This is a genomic window from Embleya sp. NPDC001921, assembly GCF_053594475.1.
On sequence record NZ_JBSFEO010000001.1, the window covers coordinates 366,771 to 380,706 of the forward strand.

Below are 13,936 nucleotides of genomic sequence, written 5' to 3' on the forward strand. Positions count from 1 at the left end.
GCCGGCGCGTCGATCGCGACGATCGGGCCGGGGACGGCGCGTCGGGTACCCGGACCCTGACCGGGCGGCACTTCGCCCGGTCCGCGAAGTAGGGCGCCGCCGTGCTGAAGGCGACGCTGCGCAGCTTCCTCGCACACAAGGCCAGAATGATCCTGTCCGCGCTCGCGATCCTGCTGTCGGTCGCGTTCGTGGCGGGCACCCTGATGTTCACCGACACGATCGGCAAGACCTTCCACGAGCTCTCCCGCACCGCCGCGGCGGACGTCACCGTCAGGCCCGAGTCGGAGTTCCGCGAGGACCGGCTCGGCCGCACCGGGCAACAGCCGACCCTGCCCGACACGACCGTGGCCGCCGTGCGCACGGTGCCCGGCGTCGCCGACGCGCATCCGGACGTCTCGGTCACCAACGTGATCCTCGTCGACGGCCGGGGCAGGAAGATCGGCCTGACCTCGGAGCCCCAGGTGCGGGCCGCCGACTGGTTCCCCGACAAACAGTCCCGCGTCGAACTGACCAAGGGCCGCGCACCGCGGGGACCGAACGAGATCGTCCTGGACAGCGACGCGGCCGACCACAACAGGGTCGCGGTCGGCGACCGGGTGCGTGTGATCGCCGCGCCGGGCGCGTTCGACCCGACCGTGGTCGGGCTGGCCGACTACAAGACCATCAACCCGGGCGTGACCCTGCTCTTCCTGGACGGCACCGCCGCCCGCGAACGGCTGCTGGGCAAGCCGGACGTGATCACCTCCGTGTCCCTGACCGCCGGGTCCGGCGTCGACCAGAGGGAGCTCAAGGCCCGGGTCGCCGCCAAGCTCGGCGCGGGCTTCGAGATCAAGACCCGGGAGGAGGAGGCCGACGACGCCTCCGCGGACCTGGGCCAGGCGCTCGACGTGATCAAGTACGCGCTGCTCGGCTTCGCGGGCGTCTCGCTCCTGGTCGGCACCTTCCTGATCTTCAACACCTTCTCCATGCTCGTCGCCCAACGCACCCGCGAGCTGGGCCTGATGCGCGCGATCGGAGCCGGTCGGGCCGATGTGAACCGCTCGGTGCTCGTGGAAGCACTGCTGCTCGCGGTGGTCGGCTCCACGCTGGGCCTGCTCGGCGGATTCGCGCTCGGGCAGGGCCTGCTGACGCTGATGGGCGCGGTCGGCGTCGACCTCGAGGGCACACCGCTGGAAGTCAAGCCCGCGACGCCGGTCATCGCCTACGCGGTGGGTGTCGTGGTCACGGTGATCGCGGCCTACCTGCCCGCTCGCCGGGCGGCCCGGGTGAGCCCGATGGCCGCGTTGCGCGAGGCCGGCGCCCCGCCGGCGAAGTCGCTGCGCGGACGGGCGATCGGCGGCGGCGTGGTCACCGTGCTCGGCGCGATCGCGCTGGCGATCGGCGCGTCCGCGACCAGGCTGGACCCCGCCCATGGGCTGGCCCTGGGGGCCGGACTGATCGGCACCCTGGTCGGGTTCATCGTGCTCGGGCCGGTATTGGCCCGCCTGGTGATCCCCTGGCTGACCGGGACGTTCCCGCGCCTGTTCGGCACGGTGGGCCGGCTCAGCCGGGAGAACGCGCTGCGCAATCCGCGCCGCACCGGCGCCACGGCCGCCGCGCTGATGATCGGCGTCGCGCTGGTCGCCTCGTTGTCGGTGGTGGCCACGTCGATGAGGGACTCGGTGGGCAGGCAGATCGACCAGCGCCTCGGCGCCGACTTCACCCTCGAGAGCACCGGCGGGCTCGCCTTCGCTCCGCAGGTCGCGGAGGCGGTGCGCGAGGTGCCGGGCGTGAGCGACGTGGTGCGCCGGCGCGACACCGAGGCGAAGGTGCTCTTCGACGGGTCGAGCGAGACCATCTCGGTGACCGGGGCCGACCCGGGCATCGATGCGATGATGAAGCAGAAGTACACCGCGGGCAGCGCAGCCGACGGACTGGCCGCGGGCCGGATCGCACTGCCCAAGTCGTACGCGAGCCGTCACCACCTCGGCGTCGGCGACACGGTGACCCTGCGCACCCCCAACAACAGGAGCGCCGAGCTGCGGGTCGGCGCGGTGATCGACGACAGCGGGATCGGGATCGCCGACGCGGGCACCGGCATGGTCGGCCTGGACACGTTGAGCAAGCTGGTCCCGGAGCTGCTCGACTCGGTGATCATGACCAACACCGCGGACGGATCCGAGAGTTCGCGGGTACGGGCGGCCCTGGACCGCGCGCTCGAGCCGTTCCCGCAGGCGCGACTGCGTGATCAGGCGGATTACAAGCAGACCGTGCGGGACCAGACCGACCTGGTGCTCCACATGATCTACGGCCTGCTCGGACTCGCGATCGTCATCGCGATCCTGGGTGTGGTGAACACGCTGGCCCTGTCCGTGATCGAGCGCACGCGCGAGATCGGACTGCTCCGGGCGATCGGCGCGTCGCGGGTCCAGATCCGGCGGATGATCCGGCTGGAATCGGCGGTGATCGCGGTGTTCGGCGCGGTGCTCGGGCTGGTGCTCGGGGTGGGTTGGGGTGTCTCGGCGCAGCGCATGTTGGCGTCCCAGGGACTCGACGTGCTGACCATCCCATGGCCGACGATCGTCGGGGTCGTGATCGGCGCGGGCGTTGTGGGCCTGCTGGCCGCGCTGCTGCCGGCCCTGCGGGCCTCGCGGATGAACGTCCTGGCCGCGATCTCCACGGAATGATCCTCCGTCGATGATCGACACCACCGCGACCTCCGACGGTGCGCCGGCGTCCCTCGTCGGCGCTCGGTCGGCCGCGGCCCCGCGACCGGTGGCCGCCGCCAACGCGCCGACGCTGACCGCCGTCCTGCTGCCGGCGCTGCTCGGCCTCTACCTCGCCGGCCGCCGCCGGAGGCGCCTGGACCGGGCCGAACGGGCCGAGCGCGAGCGCGCGTTGCTTCTCGAGTGCGCGCGGATACGGGAACGGGCCCGGATCGCGGACGAGACGCACGACGTGCTCGCCCACCGGATCGGCCTGATGGTGCTCCAGGCCGGCGCCCTGCGCACCCGGGCCCGGGACCGGGACGTGTGCGCGTCGGCGGAGGAACTGCGTCCGGCCGGTTGTCGGGCGCTGGAGGAATTGCGCGGTCTGGTCGCGGTGACCCGGTCGGAGCGGCAGGTGGGTTCGGTGCCGGCCGCGCCGTGCGCGGTGCTCGACGTGTCGGATCTGGTGGCCGACGCGCGCGGCCGGTGTCCCGGTCGACCTGATCATCCTCGGTCGGCCGCGGCCGACCTCGCCGGTGATCGGCCGGGCCGCCCGTCGGGTCGTCCAGGAGGCGCTGACCAACGCGCGCGGGCACGCGCCGGGCGCGGTGGTGGGCGTCCGGCTGCATCACCTGGGCGACGAGGTGCGGATCACCGTGCGAAACTCGGCTGCCGACCGGGCCGCCGAGGTCGCCCCGGGCACGGGCGGCAGCGGCCTGCTCGGTCTGCGCAAGCGGGTCGAGCTGATGTCCGGCACGCTGCGTACCGGCCCTTTGCCGGACGGCGGCTACGAGTTGCTCGCCGTACTGCCGGCCGGCGCACCCGCCACGACCACCACCGGAGACCACGCATGATCCGCGTCCTGCTCGTCGACGACGAACGTATGGTGTGTGCCCACCTGCGCACGATTCTCGGCGTGGCCGACGACATCGAGGTGATCGGCGAGGCGTACGACGGCGCGGAGGCGGTCGAGTCGGTCCTGCGCCATCGGCCCGATCTGGTGCTGATGGATCTGCACATGCCCGGAGTGGACGGGTTGACCGCGATCGAGGAGATCGTCGACCTGCCGAACGCGCCGCGGGTGATCGTGTTGACCACGTTCGGACTGGAGCAGTACATCCTGCGCGTGTTGCACGCGGGCGCGGCCGGGTTCCTGCTCAAGGACACTCCGCCGGAGGACCTGATCGGCCTGGTCCGGGTCGCGATGGACGGGCACACCGTGCTGTCCCCGGCGGTGACGCGCGACCTGGTCACCGCCTCCTCGGGGCGCAACGCGGCGCGCGAGCGGGCGGCGGCGGCCGTCGCGTCGTTGACCGAGCGCGAAGTCGAGGTGCTCACCTGCATCGGCGAGGGGCTGTCCAACGCGCAGACCGCCGAGCGCCTGTTCCTGAGCGAGACCACCGTCAAGAGCTACGTGTCGCGGATGCTCGCCAAGTTGGGTTGTGCGAACCGCACCCAGGCCGGTCTGCTGGCCTACGACGCGGGCCTGATCCGCCGCTGACCGGGCCGATCGGGGGCGCGGGTCGGCGAGTCCACGACTCGCGCGGGCTCGCTGCGGCGGGCTCGCCCGCTCGGTAACCTCGGAGGCGTCCGGCCCGGGTCGGATCCGCGAACCGGAGGAGTGCGCATGTCGGTGACGCTCGCGAAGGGTGGCAACTGCCCGTTGGCGGTGGCCGCCGTGCTGGTGGAGGTCGCCTCCCAGGCGTCCGTGGACGTCTCGGCGCTGCTGCTCGCCGGGTCCGGAAAGGTGCGCTCGGACGCCGACTTCGTCTTCTACAACCAGCCGACCGGGCCCGGCGTCCGGCTCCGGTCGGGCGAGCCGGGGCGTCCGGCGGCGGTACAGGTGGACACCGCGGCGGTGCCCGCGGACGTGCGGACCATCGTGGTGGCGCTGAGCCTGGACGACGGTCCCGGCGCCCCGGCCACCTTCGGCGGGACGGCGCCGCCCACCGCGACCGTGCGCGACGCCGCCGGCGAGGCGCTGGTCACCTTCACGCCGAACGGGTTGGGCCGGGAGACCGCGCTGGTGCTGCTGGAGTTGTACCGGCGCGGCGGCGCGTGGAAGGTGCGCGCGGTCGGCCAGGGCTACGCCAACGGACTCGCGGGCATCGCCACCGACTTCGGCGTCGCCGTCGACGACGAGCCGACCCCCTCGCCCGAACCGGCCGGCGCACCGACCCGGCCGCAACCGCAAGCGCGGACCCGACCGCAGGCTGCGTCCCCGACGCCGGCCGCCACGCCGCCGCCGACCCAGGCCACGACGCGCCCCCTGACCCCGACGTCCGAGGCCCCTCCGGCGACGGCAACGACGACGCCGACGCCGACCGCCCCGCTGTTGCCGCACGAGCCGCCCAGGTCCGCCCCGATCCCGCCGCCGATCCCCCGGCGCCCGGTGACCGTGCAGCCCACCCCGGCACCCGCACCGCCGCCGCCCCCGCCGCCGCCGGCCCCGGCCCCGACGCCCGCTCCGACCTCGGCGAGCACCGCCCCGCTCCCGGTCGGCGCACCCCAAACGGGCGGCCCGATCAATCTCGACAAGGGCCGGGTCAGCCTGCGCAAGGATCAGACGGTCTCGCTGGTCAAGACCGGTGCGCCGCCGTTGACCCGGATCCGGATGGGCCTGGGCTGGGACCCGGCGAAGTCCGGAAGCAGCATCGACCTCGACGCGTCCTGCATCGCGTTCGACGCGCAGGGCAAGAAGGTCGTGACCGTGTGGTTCATGAAGCTGTCCGGCCTCGACGGCGCGATCGCGCACTCCGGCGACAACCTGACGGGCGACGGCGAGGGCGACGACGAGTCGATCGTGGTCCGGCTCGACGCGCTCCCGGCCCGGGTCACCGGGCTCGTGTTCACCGTGAACTCGTTCCTGGGGCAGAAGTTCACCGAGGTCTCCCGCGCCTTCTGCCGCCTGGTCGACGACACCACCGACGCCGAGTTGGTCCGCTTCGACCTGTCCGCCACCGAGCCGCGCACAGCCGTATTGATGTGCAAGCTGGTTCGCGAGGGCCCGGCGTGGTCGATGACGGCGCTCGGGCGCTTCGCCGACGGCCGTACGGTGCGCAAGCTGGTGGATCCGGCCCGCGAGGCACTCGGGCACTGATCGGGGCTCGGCGGTGCGCGAACCCCCGACGGACGGGCGGCGCCCGCCCGCGCGGGGTCACGGGCAGTGTTCGCCGTACTTGACCACGCCCACCTCCACCGTGTCCGACACCGGTGCTCCCTCGGGTGGCCGCTGGGTGCACACCACCCAGTGCGTCTCGATCAGCACCGGCCGACTCCCGCCCAGGTCCCGCGCCTTGACGTGCGTGTCACCGCGCAGGGCCCGGCGCACGACGGTGACGCCGCGGCCCTTCAGGTCGGGCATCCGGCCGTCGACCACCTTGGGCTCGGCGGTCGGCGCGGTACCGGCCGGGCACTTCTCGTCGTGCCGGACCACGCCCAGGTCGACCCGGAGTTCGGTGGCCAGCGGCCCCGGCCCGGGACTTTGGTCGCACACCTTCCAGTTGCTGAAGACGAACTGCCGGCGTCCGCGCCCGCCCGCGTCGTGCGAGGTGACGAACCGGTAGCCGGCCCGCCGGGCGCCGTCCCACGCCTGTTGGAAGTCGGCGCCGACCAGGTCGGGCAACACGTGCTTGGGGACCGGCGACGGCTTCGTCGGCGGGGTCGGCGACCGGACCGGCGCCGACTCGGCGGGCGCCGCCGCCGTGGCCGCGACCCGCGCGCCCTCGACCGGCGCCGAACCGGTGCGATCCGCACGGTCCCGGTGGACCAGCCCGACGATCACCAGCACCGCGACGACCGCACAGATCACCCCGAGCCGCCGCCTCGGGTCGCGCCACCACGTCATCCCCCCACGATGCGGCCGAACGCGCCGAAATGGGAGCGATTCGCCCGCCGATCACCTGTTCGTGTGGTCTACACCCGATTCCGGAAACGCCTCGCGGACCGCGAACTCGCTCGCCTGGCGCACTATCTCGGCCCGCGAGGGGCCGGGCGCGCCGATCACGATCCGGGTGGCCAGCCCGTCCAACAGCGCGTGCAGGCGCAGCACGTACCCGTCCGGGTCCGGGTGCGGCCCGATCATCGCGCGCAGGTCCGCGATCCACGGCCCCTCGATCTCCGTGCTCGCGGCCAACACCTCCGGGTCGCCGAGCGCGCGCGTCCACACCTCCAGCCACAACGTCCAGCGCGAGTCGGCGCGCTCGTCGGGCAGGTAGAGGTCGATGTAGCCGGCGAGCCGTTCGGCGGCGGGAACCCCGGGCGCGGCCAGCAGCGCCCGCCGGCGCTCGGCGAACCCCTGTTCGCTCCAGCGCAGCGTTTCCACGAGCAGTTGTTCCTTGGACCCGAAGTAGTACGCGACGTGGCCGCCGCTGATCCCGATCCGCTTGCCCAGGCCCGCCATGGTCAGTTGGGCCAGGCCGTGCTCGGCGATCGCGTCCATCGCGGCCTGGAGCACCACCTCCCTGGGCTGTTCCAGCCGCTTGCGCCGTGTCCCCGCCATGCTCAGCACCCCTGGTTCGTTCGACGGCGGACCTCGCCTGCCGCCATGTTAGAACGTCGTTCAATACCGTGTCCGGCGAACCGACGCCGCCATACTGGCGGAAGGCAGCGCCCACCCCGACGAGAGGACTCAACCGTGGCACCCCAGCCGCTCACCGACGCCGAACTGACCAAGGCCCTCGCCGACCTCCCGGGCTGGCGGGTCGTGGACGGCGAGTTGACCGCGACCTACACGTGCGCCCGCGCGGACGTGCCCGCCTTCTACGCGACCGTCGCCGCCTCCGAGGACCAGGCGAACCACCACGCCCGGATCACCATCCTGTACGGCACCCTGTCCTTCGCGTTGACCACCCACGACGCGGGCGACCGGATCACCACCCTCGACGTCGAGTTCGCCACCCGCGTGGCGTCCTTCGCCGCCGCCCACGGGGCCACCCTCAAGGACTGAACGGGCGCGGGCGCCGCGCGGCGGGGCCGCGGACGGCGGAGGGGCGGCGCCCTCGGCCCCGCCCGCGCCGCGGCGTCGAGGCCGCGGCCGGGCGCCGCGACCGGGCAGTGGGCCACGCAGGCTTCACGCGGCGCTTTCCGGCCGTTCATCAAGACGACCGCAGCGGCGCCTAGCCTCCGAGCATGAGCACCGACGCATCGGCGTCCCATCCCGTCTCGACCACCGTTCGCGGTTGGCTCCTCCCGTTCGCGGGCGCCGGCTCGGCCGGATGGCTGATCGGGACGTACGCGATCCGCGCCGCCGCGCAGGGTTCGTGCGACGACTTCGGGCGACGCGGCTGCACGGGCGACGACTTCGGCCCGTCGCTGGTCGGCCTGGCCGGTCTGGTGCTGCTGCTGGTCCTGATAGCCGGCGCGGTCGCGGCCACGGCCGGACGCCGCGGGATACCCGCGTTCGCCGGTTCCCTGCTGTTCGCGGGCACGATCGCGGTACTGGCCGCGCTCGTGGAACCCGCGTCCGACGCCGGTTGGTACGTGCCGACCGCGACCACCGTCGCCCTCGCCGTCCTGCTGCTCGCCCTCGCCGCGTTCGGCGCGGGCGAGCGGGGCACGGCGCCGCCCCCCGCGTCGAACGCCGCCGGGCCCGCGGGGTCGGCCGAGCCGCTCACCTGCGCCGAGCCGCCCGGTCGCGGTCCCGGTCCCCACGGCACCGCGTCGACCGAGCACCGCTGACCACGCGCCCGCCGTACGACGTCGGCGCCCGGCGGTGCCGGCGGCGGGGCGACGCCGTCGCCCCGCCGCCTTCGCTCACACCTTCGGCTGCTGCTGCGTGATGCAGTGGATGCCGCCGCCGTTGGCGAAGATGTCGCGGGCGTCGACCAGTTCGATCGTGCGACCGGGGAAGAGCTTGCCGAAGGTCGCGGCGTTCTCCTCGTCGCGCGGGTCGTCGAAGGCGCACAGGACCACCGCGCCGTTGGCGACGTAGTGGTTGATGTAGCTGAAGTCGACCCAGTCGTCGTGCGCTTCGAGCACGGTCGGCGCCGGGATCTCGACCACTTCGAGCGGACGGCCGTGCGCGTCGGTGGAGGCACGCAGCAGCGCCACGTTCTCCTTGCCGACCTCGTGGTCCGGGTGCGCCGGGTCGGGCTGCACGTGTGCGAGGACCAGGCCCGGGCGGGCGAACGACGCGACGATGTCGATGTGCCCCCGGGTGCCGTACAGGCCGTAGTCGCGGGTCAGGCCGCGCGGCAGCCAGATCACCTTGCGCACGCCGAGGAACGCCTTCAGTTCGTCCTCGACCTGCTCCTTGGTCCACCCGGGGTTGCGGCCCTCGTCGAGTTGCACGGTCTCGGTGATCAACACCGTGCCCTCGCCGTCGACATGGATGCCGCCGCCCTCGTTGACCATCCGCGACGCGTACCGCCGGGCGCCGGCCGCCTCGATCACATGCTCGGCGATCTCCCGGTCGTGCTCCCACGAGGCCCACTCCTGGGCGCCCCAGCCGTTGAACACCCAGTCGGCGGCGGCAAGTTCACCCTGCGGACCGGTCAGGAAGGTGGGCCCGATGTCGCGCATCCAGGCGTCGTCCAGCGGCTGCTCCAGCACGGTCAACGGCCGGCCGACGTACCGCGCGACGGTGTCCGATTCGCCCAGATCGGTGATCAGCGTCACCGGCTCGTAGCGGGAGATCGTCTCGGCCACCCGACCCCACGCGGTCCGCGCCGTGTGCAGGTCCTCCTCGCCGAAGGTCTCGTTGCGGCTGGGCCAGGCCATCCAGGTGCGCTCGTGCGGCACCCACTCGGCGGGCATCGAGAAGCCGTCTGCGGCCGGGGTGTTGGTCATCGGGAAATCCTTCGGGAAATCGGGTCCCGCCGTGGATCCACGAACGGATCCGCGACGGGGCCACGGGAATGACGGGAGCCGCGCGCCGGGCGCGGTGATCCGGGGCGGAGCGGCGGTGGACCCGACACCGCCTCGACCTCGACGTCGGCCGGCGCGTCCACGACGCCCGGCAGCACGTCGGTCACGCCGAGCACCGAGCGCCCGGCCTCGATCGCGGCGGCGGACCGGGCACCGCCCCGGGCCGCCTCGCACCCGGTGTCCGCGATCGGCGCGGCGGCCTCGGGCACGTTCAGGAGCAGCCCTCGGGCCCGCCGCGCGTGGACCCGCCGCGCATGGGCCCGCCGCGCATGGGCCCGCTCGGCGGTTGTGAAGATCGGCAACCGATCCCGCCCGGTGGGCGTCGGCCGCATGCGCACCTCCGTATTGAATGGCGTTCAAACCGCATTGAACGCCATTCAATACCGACTGTCAACGCCCTCGGCGGGTGTCGGCCGACCGTTCCCGCGCCGGGCCCGCGGCCTCAGGCGCGGCTCGCTCAGCGGGCCAGGCGCGCCGCCAGACCGTCCAGGAGCAGCCGCAGCCCGGTCTCGAAACCGCGCTCGTCGAGCGCCCTCGGGTCGCTCGCGGCCAGCGAGTCGGCGAGCGAGGGATACTCGGCCCGGTAGTCCTCGACCGGCCGGACGAAGCCCTCGACGTAGGTCTCTATCACCGACCCGATCACGAGGTAGTCCAGCGCCGCGGACACCTCGGCCGCGTCGGCCGGGCTCAGGCCGATCCGGATCAGGGTGCGGGCGGTGGCGTCGTACGCGGCCAGCGCCTGCTCGGTGGACACCGGCCGGCGGGCGATCACCGGCAGCGCCTCGGGGTGGCGCAGGTAGGCCGCCCGGTAACCTCGGGCGAACGCGGTGATGCCGACCCTCCAGTCCGGATCCTCCAGCGGCGCGCGGTCGATCTCCCGGGTGATCACCACGGTGATCGCGTCCAGCAGCTCCTCCTTGGACGCCACGTGGTTGTACAGCGAGGGCCCCTGGACGTCCAGCCGGGTGGCCAGGGCCCGCATGGTCAGCGCGCCCATGCCCTTCTCGTCCACCAACTCGACCGCGGCCCTGGCGATCAGTTCGCGATCGAGTTTGGGGCGGCTGGGTCGACCCATCGTGCGTTCACCTCGTGCCGTTCGCGAGCACCGCCGTCGGTCACTCTGCGTCGCCAACCTAGCCCGAAGTCGCCTCTTCCCCTACACCCGGTCGAAGGTTAGGGTCCTCAAACTAACTAAGTAAGTTTTAACGTCCCCGTTGCGAGGTCCCGATGAACCACGGCACTTCTCGCCCACCGACGCCCGCCGCGTCGGTGTCGCCCACGTCGACCCCGGTGGTCGATCACGACGCCGAGCAACTCGGCGAACTGGGCTACGAACAGGAGCTCAAGCGCAGTCTGGGCGTGCTGGGCAACCTCGCCATCGGCTTCGCGACCGTCTCTCCCGTCGTGGGCCTGTACGCCGTCGCCCAGGTGGGCACCACCATCGCCGGTCCCGCGTGGGTGTGGGTGCTGCCGATCTGCCTGCTCGGCCAGGCGCTGCTGATGTGTGTGTACTCCGAGCTGGCCTCGCAGTATCCGATCGCGGGCGGCGCCTACCAGTGGGCCCGTCGCCTGGTCGGTCCCACGTACGCGTGGCTCGCGGGCTGGGTGGGCATGTGCGCGGTCGTGTTCGCCAACACCACGATCGTCTATCTGGGCGCGCCGTGGTTCTTCGCGCTCTTCGACGCCCATCCCACGCCGGGCCGGATCGTCGTGGTGGCCGCGATCTTCCTGCTGTGTTGTACCGCGGTCAACGCGTTCGGCATCGACGTGCTGCGCTGGGTACTCGCGGCCGGCATCGCGGCCGAGGCGCTCGCCTCGCTCGGGGTGGGCCTGGCCCTGCTGCTGCTCTTCCGGGAGAACGGCTTCGGCATCCTCACCGACACGATGGGCGCCGAGGCGCTCTCGGGCGGCTCGACCTTCTCCGCGATGCTCGCCGCGCTCGCGGTCGGCGGCTGGGCGTTCTTCGGCTTCGACGCCTGCGTGTCCTCCTCCGAGGAGACCAAGGACGCCGCCCGGCACGTGCCGAAGGCGATCTGGTGGACCCTGATCAGCGTCGGCGGCCTGGTCGTACTGAACGCCGTGGCCGCCGAACTGGCCCACCCCGACCCCGCCAAGGTGGTCGCGGGCGAGGACCTGGACCCGGTCACCACCGCCGTGGTGAACTCGTTCGGCTCGTGGTCGGCCAAGCCGTTCGTGGTCGTGGTGATCATCGCGTTCATCGCGTGCGCGCTCGCCTCCCAGGCCGCCGCCGCACGCTCGGTCTACTCGGTCTCCCGGGACGGCGTGTTGCCCGGTTCCCGGGCGCTGCGTGTGGTGAGCAAGCGGCAGGCGCCGATCGGCGCGCTGGTGATCACCGCCGCGATCAGTTGCCTGGCCCTGCTGCTCGCGCTGAACAGCGCCGCGATCGGCAGCCTGATCACCTTCGGCAGCGCCGCGATGTACCTCCAGTTCCTGCTGATCGCGCTGGCCGCGCTGATCGCCCGGCTGCGCGGGTCCTGGACGCCCGGCGGCCCGGTCCGGTTCGGCCGCTGGGGCACGCCGCTGAACGTGCTCGCGGTCGCCTGGCTGGCCTTCGAGTTCGTCAACATCGCGTGGCCGCGCGAACTCCTCGCCCCGCCCGGCGCACCGGCCTACCAGGTCTGGGCCGCCGTGCTCGGCATCGTCGTCGTGGTCGGCACCGGCGTGGCCTACCTGCTGGTCGCCCGCCCGCAGGACAAGGTGCGGGTGAGCGAGAGCTTCGCCGACCGCGGCGCCGACGAACCGACCCCGATTCCGCAGAGGAGCACCGTATGACCGCCGCGGACCTGGTGATCCTGGACGCACACGTGCTGACCATGGATCCCACCGCGCCCACCACCGACGCGCTCGCCGCGCGGGACGGGCGGATCGTCGCCCTGGGCGCCGACGCGCGGACGCTGATCGGACCGCGGACCGAGGTGATCCGCGCGCCCGGGAACACCGTCACCCCCGGGCTGACGGACTGTCATCAACACCCGGTGCTGGGTGCGGACACCACCCGCGGCGCGAACCTGGTCGGCGCGGTCACCCTGGAGGAGACCCGGCGCCGGCTGGCCGAACAGGCCGCGCCGTGCGGACCGGACGACTGGGTGATCGGTTTCGGCGGCGAGTACGCGGCGTTCGCCGGCCGCGCCATCCACCGCGACCTGATCGACGACGCCGTGGGCGGTCGACCGGCGTTCGTGTGGATGTCGGACAGCCACACCGCGCTGCTGAGCACGGCCGCGCTGCGGATCGCCGGGCTGACCGGCCCCCGCGAGTTCGCCGACCGCAGCGAGATCGTCTGCGACGAGCGCGGCCCCACCGGCGAGTTGCACGAGATGACCGCGTGCTTCCTGGGCTACCGGGCGGTACCGCCCATGCCGCGCGCCGAACTCCAGTCGCGGGTGGCGCAGTTGTTCGCCGAGCAGAACCGGCACGGGATCACCGGAGTGCACGTCCTGGACGACGGGCCGCGCACCGCCGAGACCCTGGCCGGGCTGAACGACGAACAACGGCTGACCACGCGTGTGCGGTTGGCGCCGTGGTGCCCGCCCGGCGACGTGGACAACCTCGCCGACCGGATCGGCGAACTGCGCTCTCTGGACGGCCTGGTCCGACTCGCCGCGGTCAAGTTCTTCGCCGACGGCGCGATCGACGGCGGCGGCGCGTGGTTGCACGAGCCGGACTGCTGCGGCCAGTCGCACAGATCGCAGTGGAAGGACTTCGACCGGTACGCCGAGGCGGTCGCGATCGCGGGCCGCGCCGGGCTGCCCGCCTGGACGCACGCGATCGGCGACCGCGCGGTGTCCCGGGCGCTGGACGTGTACGCCGAGCACGGCGCGCCGGCCGGCACCCGACACCGGATCGAACACGCCGAGGTGCTGAGCGACGCCGACGTGCCGCGCTTCGCCGCGCTCGACGTGGTCGCCTCGATGCAGCCGACGCACATGGACTGGTCGCTGCCGGACGGATCGGACAACTGGTCGCGCCGGGTCGGCCCGGAACGGGCCGAACAGGCCTGGCGCTACGCCGACATCCTGGCCGCCGGCGGCCATGTCGCGCTCGGCTCGGACTGGCCGGTCGCCGCGTTCGACCCCAGGCGCACGCTGGCCGGCGCGCAACTGCGCCGTCCGGCGGGCGAGCCCGACCGCGCGGCGTACGGGACCTCGGCCGGCATCTCGGCCCACCGGGCCCTGGCCGGCTACACGACCGAGGCGGCCTACGCGGCGGGCGAGGAAGCGGTGGCCGGTCGGATCGCGGTGGGCCGGCACGCCGAGCTGACCATGTTCGGCGGCGACCCGCTCACCTGCGCCCCGGACGATCTGCCGGAACTGCCGGTGACCGCGACGGTGGTCGCGGGTCGGGTCGTACATCGGCTCTAG

The 13,936-nt window shown here is 73.2% G+C and carries 12 protein-coding genes and 2 pseudogenes; 9 read left to right on the top strand and 5 right to left on the bottom strand.

The features are described from left to right. Positions 1-101: 101 nt before the first annotated feature. The 5 genes and pseudogenes from ACWCPW_RS01515 to ACWCPW_RS01535 all read left to right on the top strand — a co-directional run bounded on the left by ACWCPW_RS01515 (position 102) and on the right by ACWCPW_RS01535 (position 5,787). Complete coding sequence (locus ACWCPW_RS01515; protein WP_449759540.1) at positions 102-2,666, top strand: ABC transporter permease; 2,565 nt, start codon at positions 102-104, stop codon at positions 2,664-2,666. A gap of 10 nt (positions 2,667-2,676) precedes the next feature. Further along, positions 2,677-3,081 (top strand): annotated as a pseudogene (locus ACWCPW_RS01520) (histidine kinase); the annotation flags it as partial. Between the two features lie 142 nt (positions 3,082-3,223). Then, on the top strand, positions 3,224-3,541 hold the full coding sequence (locus ACWCPW_RS01525) for an ATP-binding protein (protein ID WP_449759593.1): 318 nt from the start codon (positions 3,224-3,226) through the stop codon (positions 3,539-3,541). Then, entirely contained in the window at positions 3,538-4,188 is a 651-nt protein-coding gene (locus tag ACWCPW_RS01530) for a response regulator (protein WP_449759594.1), read from the top strand. The genes ACWCPW_RS01525 and ACWCPW_RS01530 overlap by 4 nt, the downstream gene beginning before the upstream one ends. Before the next feature lie 126 nt (positions 4,189-4,314). Further along, positions 4,315-5,787 (top strand): TerD family protein, encoded by a 1,473-nt coding sequence (locus ACWCPW_RS01535; protein WP_449759541.1) that lies wholly within the window; start codon positions 4,315-4,317, stop codon positions 5,785-5,787. Positions 5,788-5,844: 57 nt separating this feature from the next. Here the strand turns inward: ACWCPW_RS01535 and ACWCPW_RS01540 are convergent, their stop codons facing one another. Both ACWCPW_RS01540 and ACWCPW_RS01545 read right to left on the bottom strand, forming a co-directional pair. Continuing rightward, entirely contained in the window at positions 5,845-6,534 is a 690-nt protein-coding gene (locus ACWCPW_RS01540; RefSeq protein ID WP_449759542.1) for a hypothetical protein, read from the bottom strand. A 51-nt stretch (positions 6,535-6,585) separates the two neighbouring features. Continuing rightward, positions 6,586-7,188 (bottom strand): TetR/AcrR family transcriptional regulator, encoded by a 603-nt coding sequence (locus tag ACWCPW_RS01545; protein ID WP_449759543.1) that lies wholly within the window; start codon positions 7,186-7,188, stop codon positions 6,586-6,588. Between the two features lie 135 nt (positions 7,189-7,323). On the opposite strand from ACWCPW_RS01545, the gene ACWCPW_RS01550 reads away from it, so the two are divergent. Next, positions 7,324-7,635 (top strand): 4a-hydroxytetrahydrobiopterin dehydratase, encoded by a 312-nt coding sequence (locus ACWCPW_RS01550; protein ID WP_449759544.1) that lies wholly within the window; start codon positions 7,324-7,326, stop codon positions 7,633-7,635. Between the two features lie 182 nt (positions 7,636-7,817). Beyond that, on the top strand, positions 7,818-8,366 hold the full coding sequence (locus ACWCPW_RS01555; RefSeq protein WP_449759545.1) for a hypothetical protein: 549 nt from the start codon (positions 7,818-7,820) through the stop codon (positions 8,364-8,366). 75 nt (positions 8,367-8,441) lie between these two features. On the opposite strand, the gene ACWCPW_RS01560 is transcribed toward ACWCPW_RS01555, so the two are convergent. The 3 genes and pseudogenes from ACWCPW_RS01560 to ACWCPW_RS01570 all read right to left on the bottom strand — a co-directional run bounded on the left by ACWCPW_RS01560 (position 8,442) and on the right by ACWCPW_RS01570 (position 10,629). Beyond that, complete coding sequence (locus tag ACWCPW_RS01560) at positions 8,442-9,476, bottom strand: agmatine deiminase family protein (protein WP_449759546.1); 1,035 nt, start codon at positions 9,474-9,476, stop codon at positions 8,442-8,444. A gap of 125 nt (positions 9,477-9,601) precedes the next feature. Beyond that, positions 9,602-9,886: pseudogene (locus tag ACWCPW_RS01565) on the bottom strand (urease subunit gamma); the annotation flags it as partial. A gap of 125 nt (positions 9,887-10,011) precedes the next feature. Next, the gene (locus ACWCPW_RS01570; protein ID WP_449759547.1) at positions 10,012-10,629 is read right to left on the bottom strand and encodes a TetR/AcrR family transcriptional regulator C-terminal domain-containing protein; all 618 of its coding nucleotides are present in this window, start codon (positions 10,627-10,629) and stop codon (positions 10,012-10,014) included. A 215-nt stretch (positions 10,630-10,844) separates the two neighbouring features. Between ACWCPW_RS01570 and ACWCPW_RS01575 the strand changes: the two genes are divergently transcribed. Continuing rightward, positions 10,845-12,347, top strand: coding sequence for an APC family permease (locus tag ACWCPW_RS01575; RefSeq protein WP_449759548.1), 1,503 nt, complete (start codon positions 10,845-10,847; stop codon positions 12,345-12,347). Beyond that, on the top strand, positions 12,344-13,936 hold the full coding sequence (locus ACWCPW_RS01580; protein WP_449759549.1) for an amidohydrolase: 1,593 nt from the start codon (positions 12,344-12,346) through the stop codon (positions 13,934-13,936). Before ACWCPW_RS01575 ends, ACWCPW_RS01580 begins: the two co-directional genes overlap by 4 nt.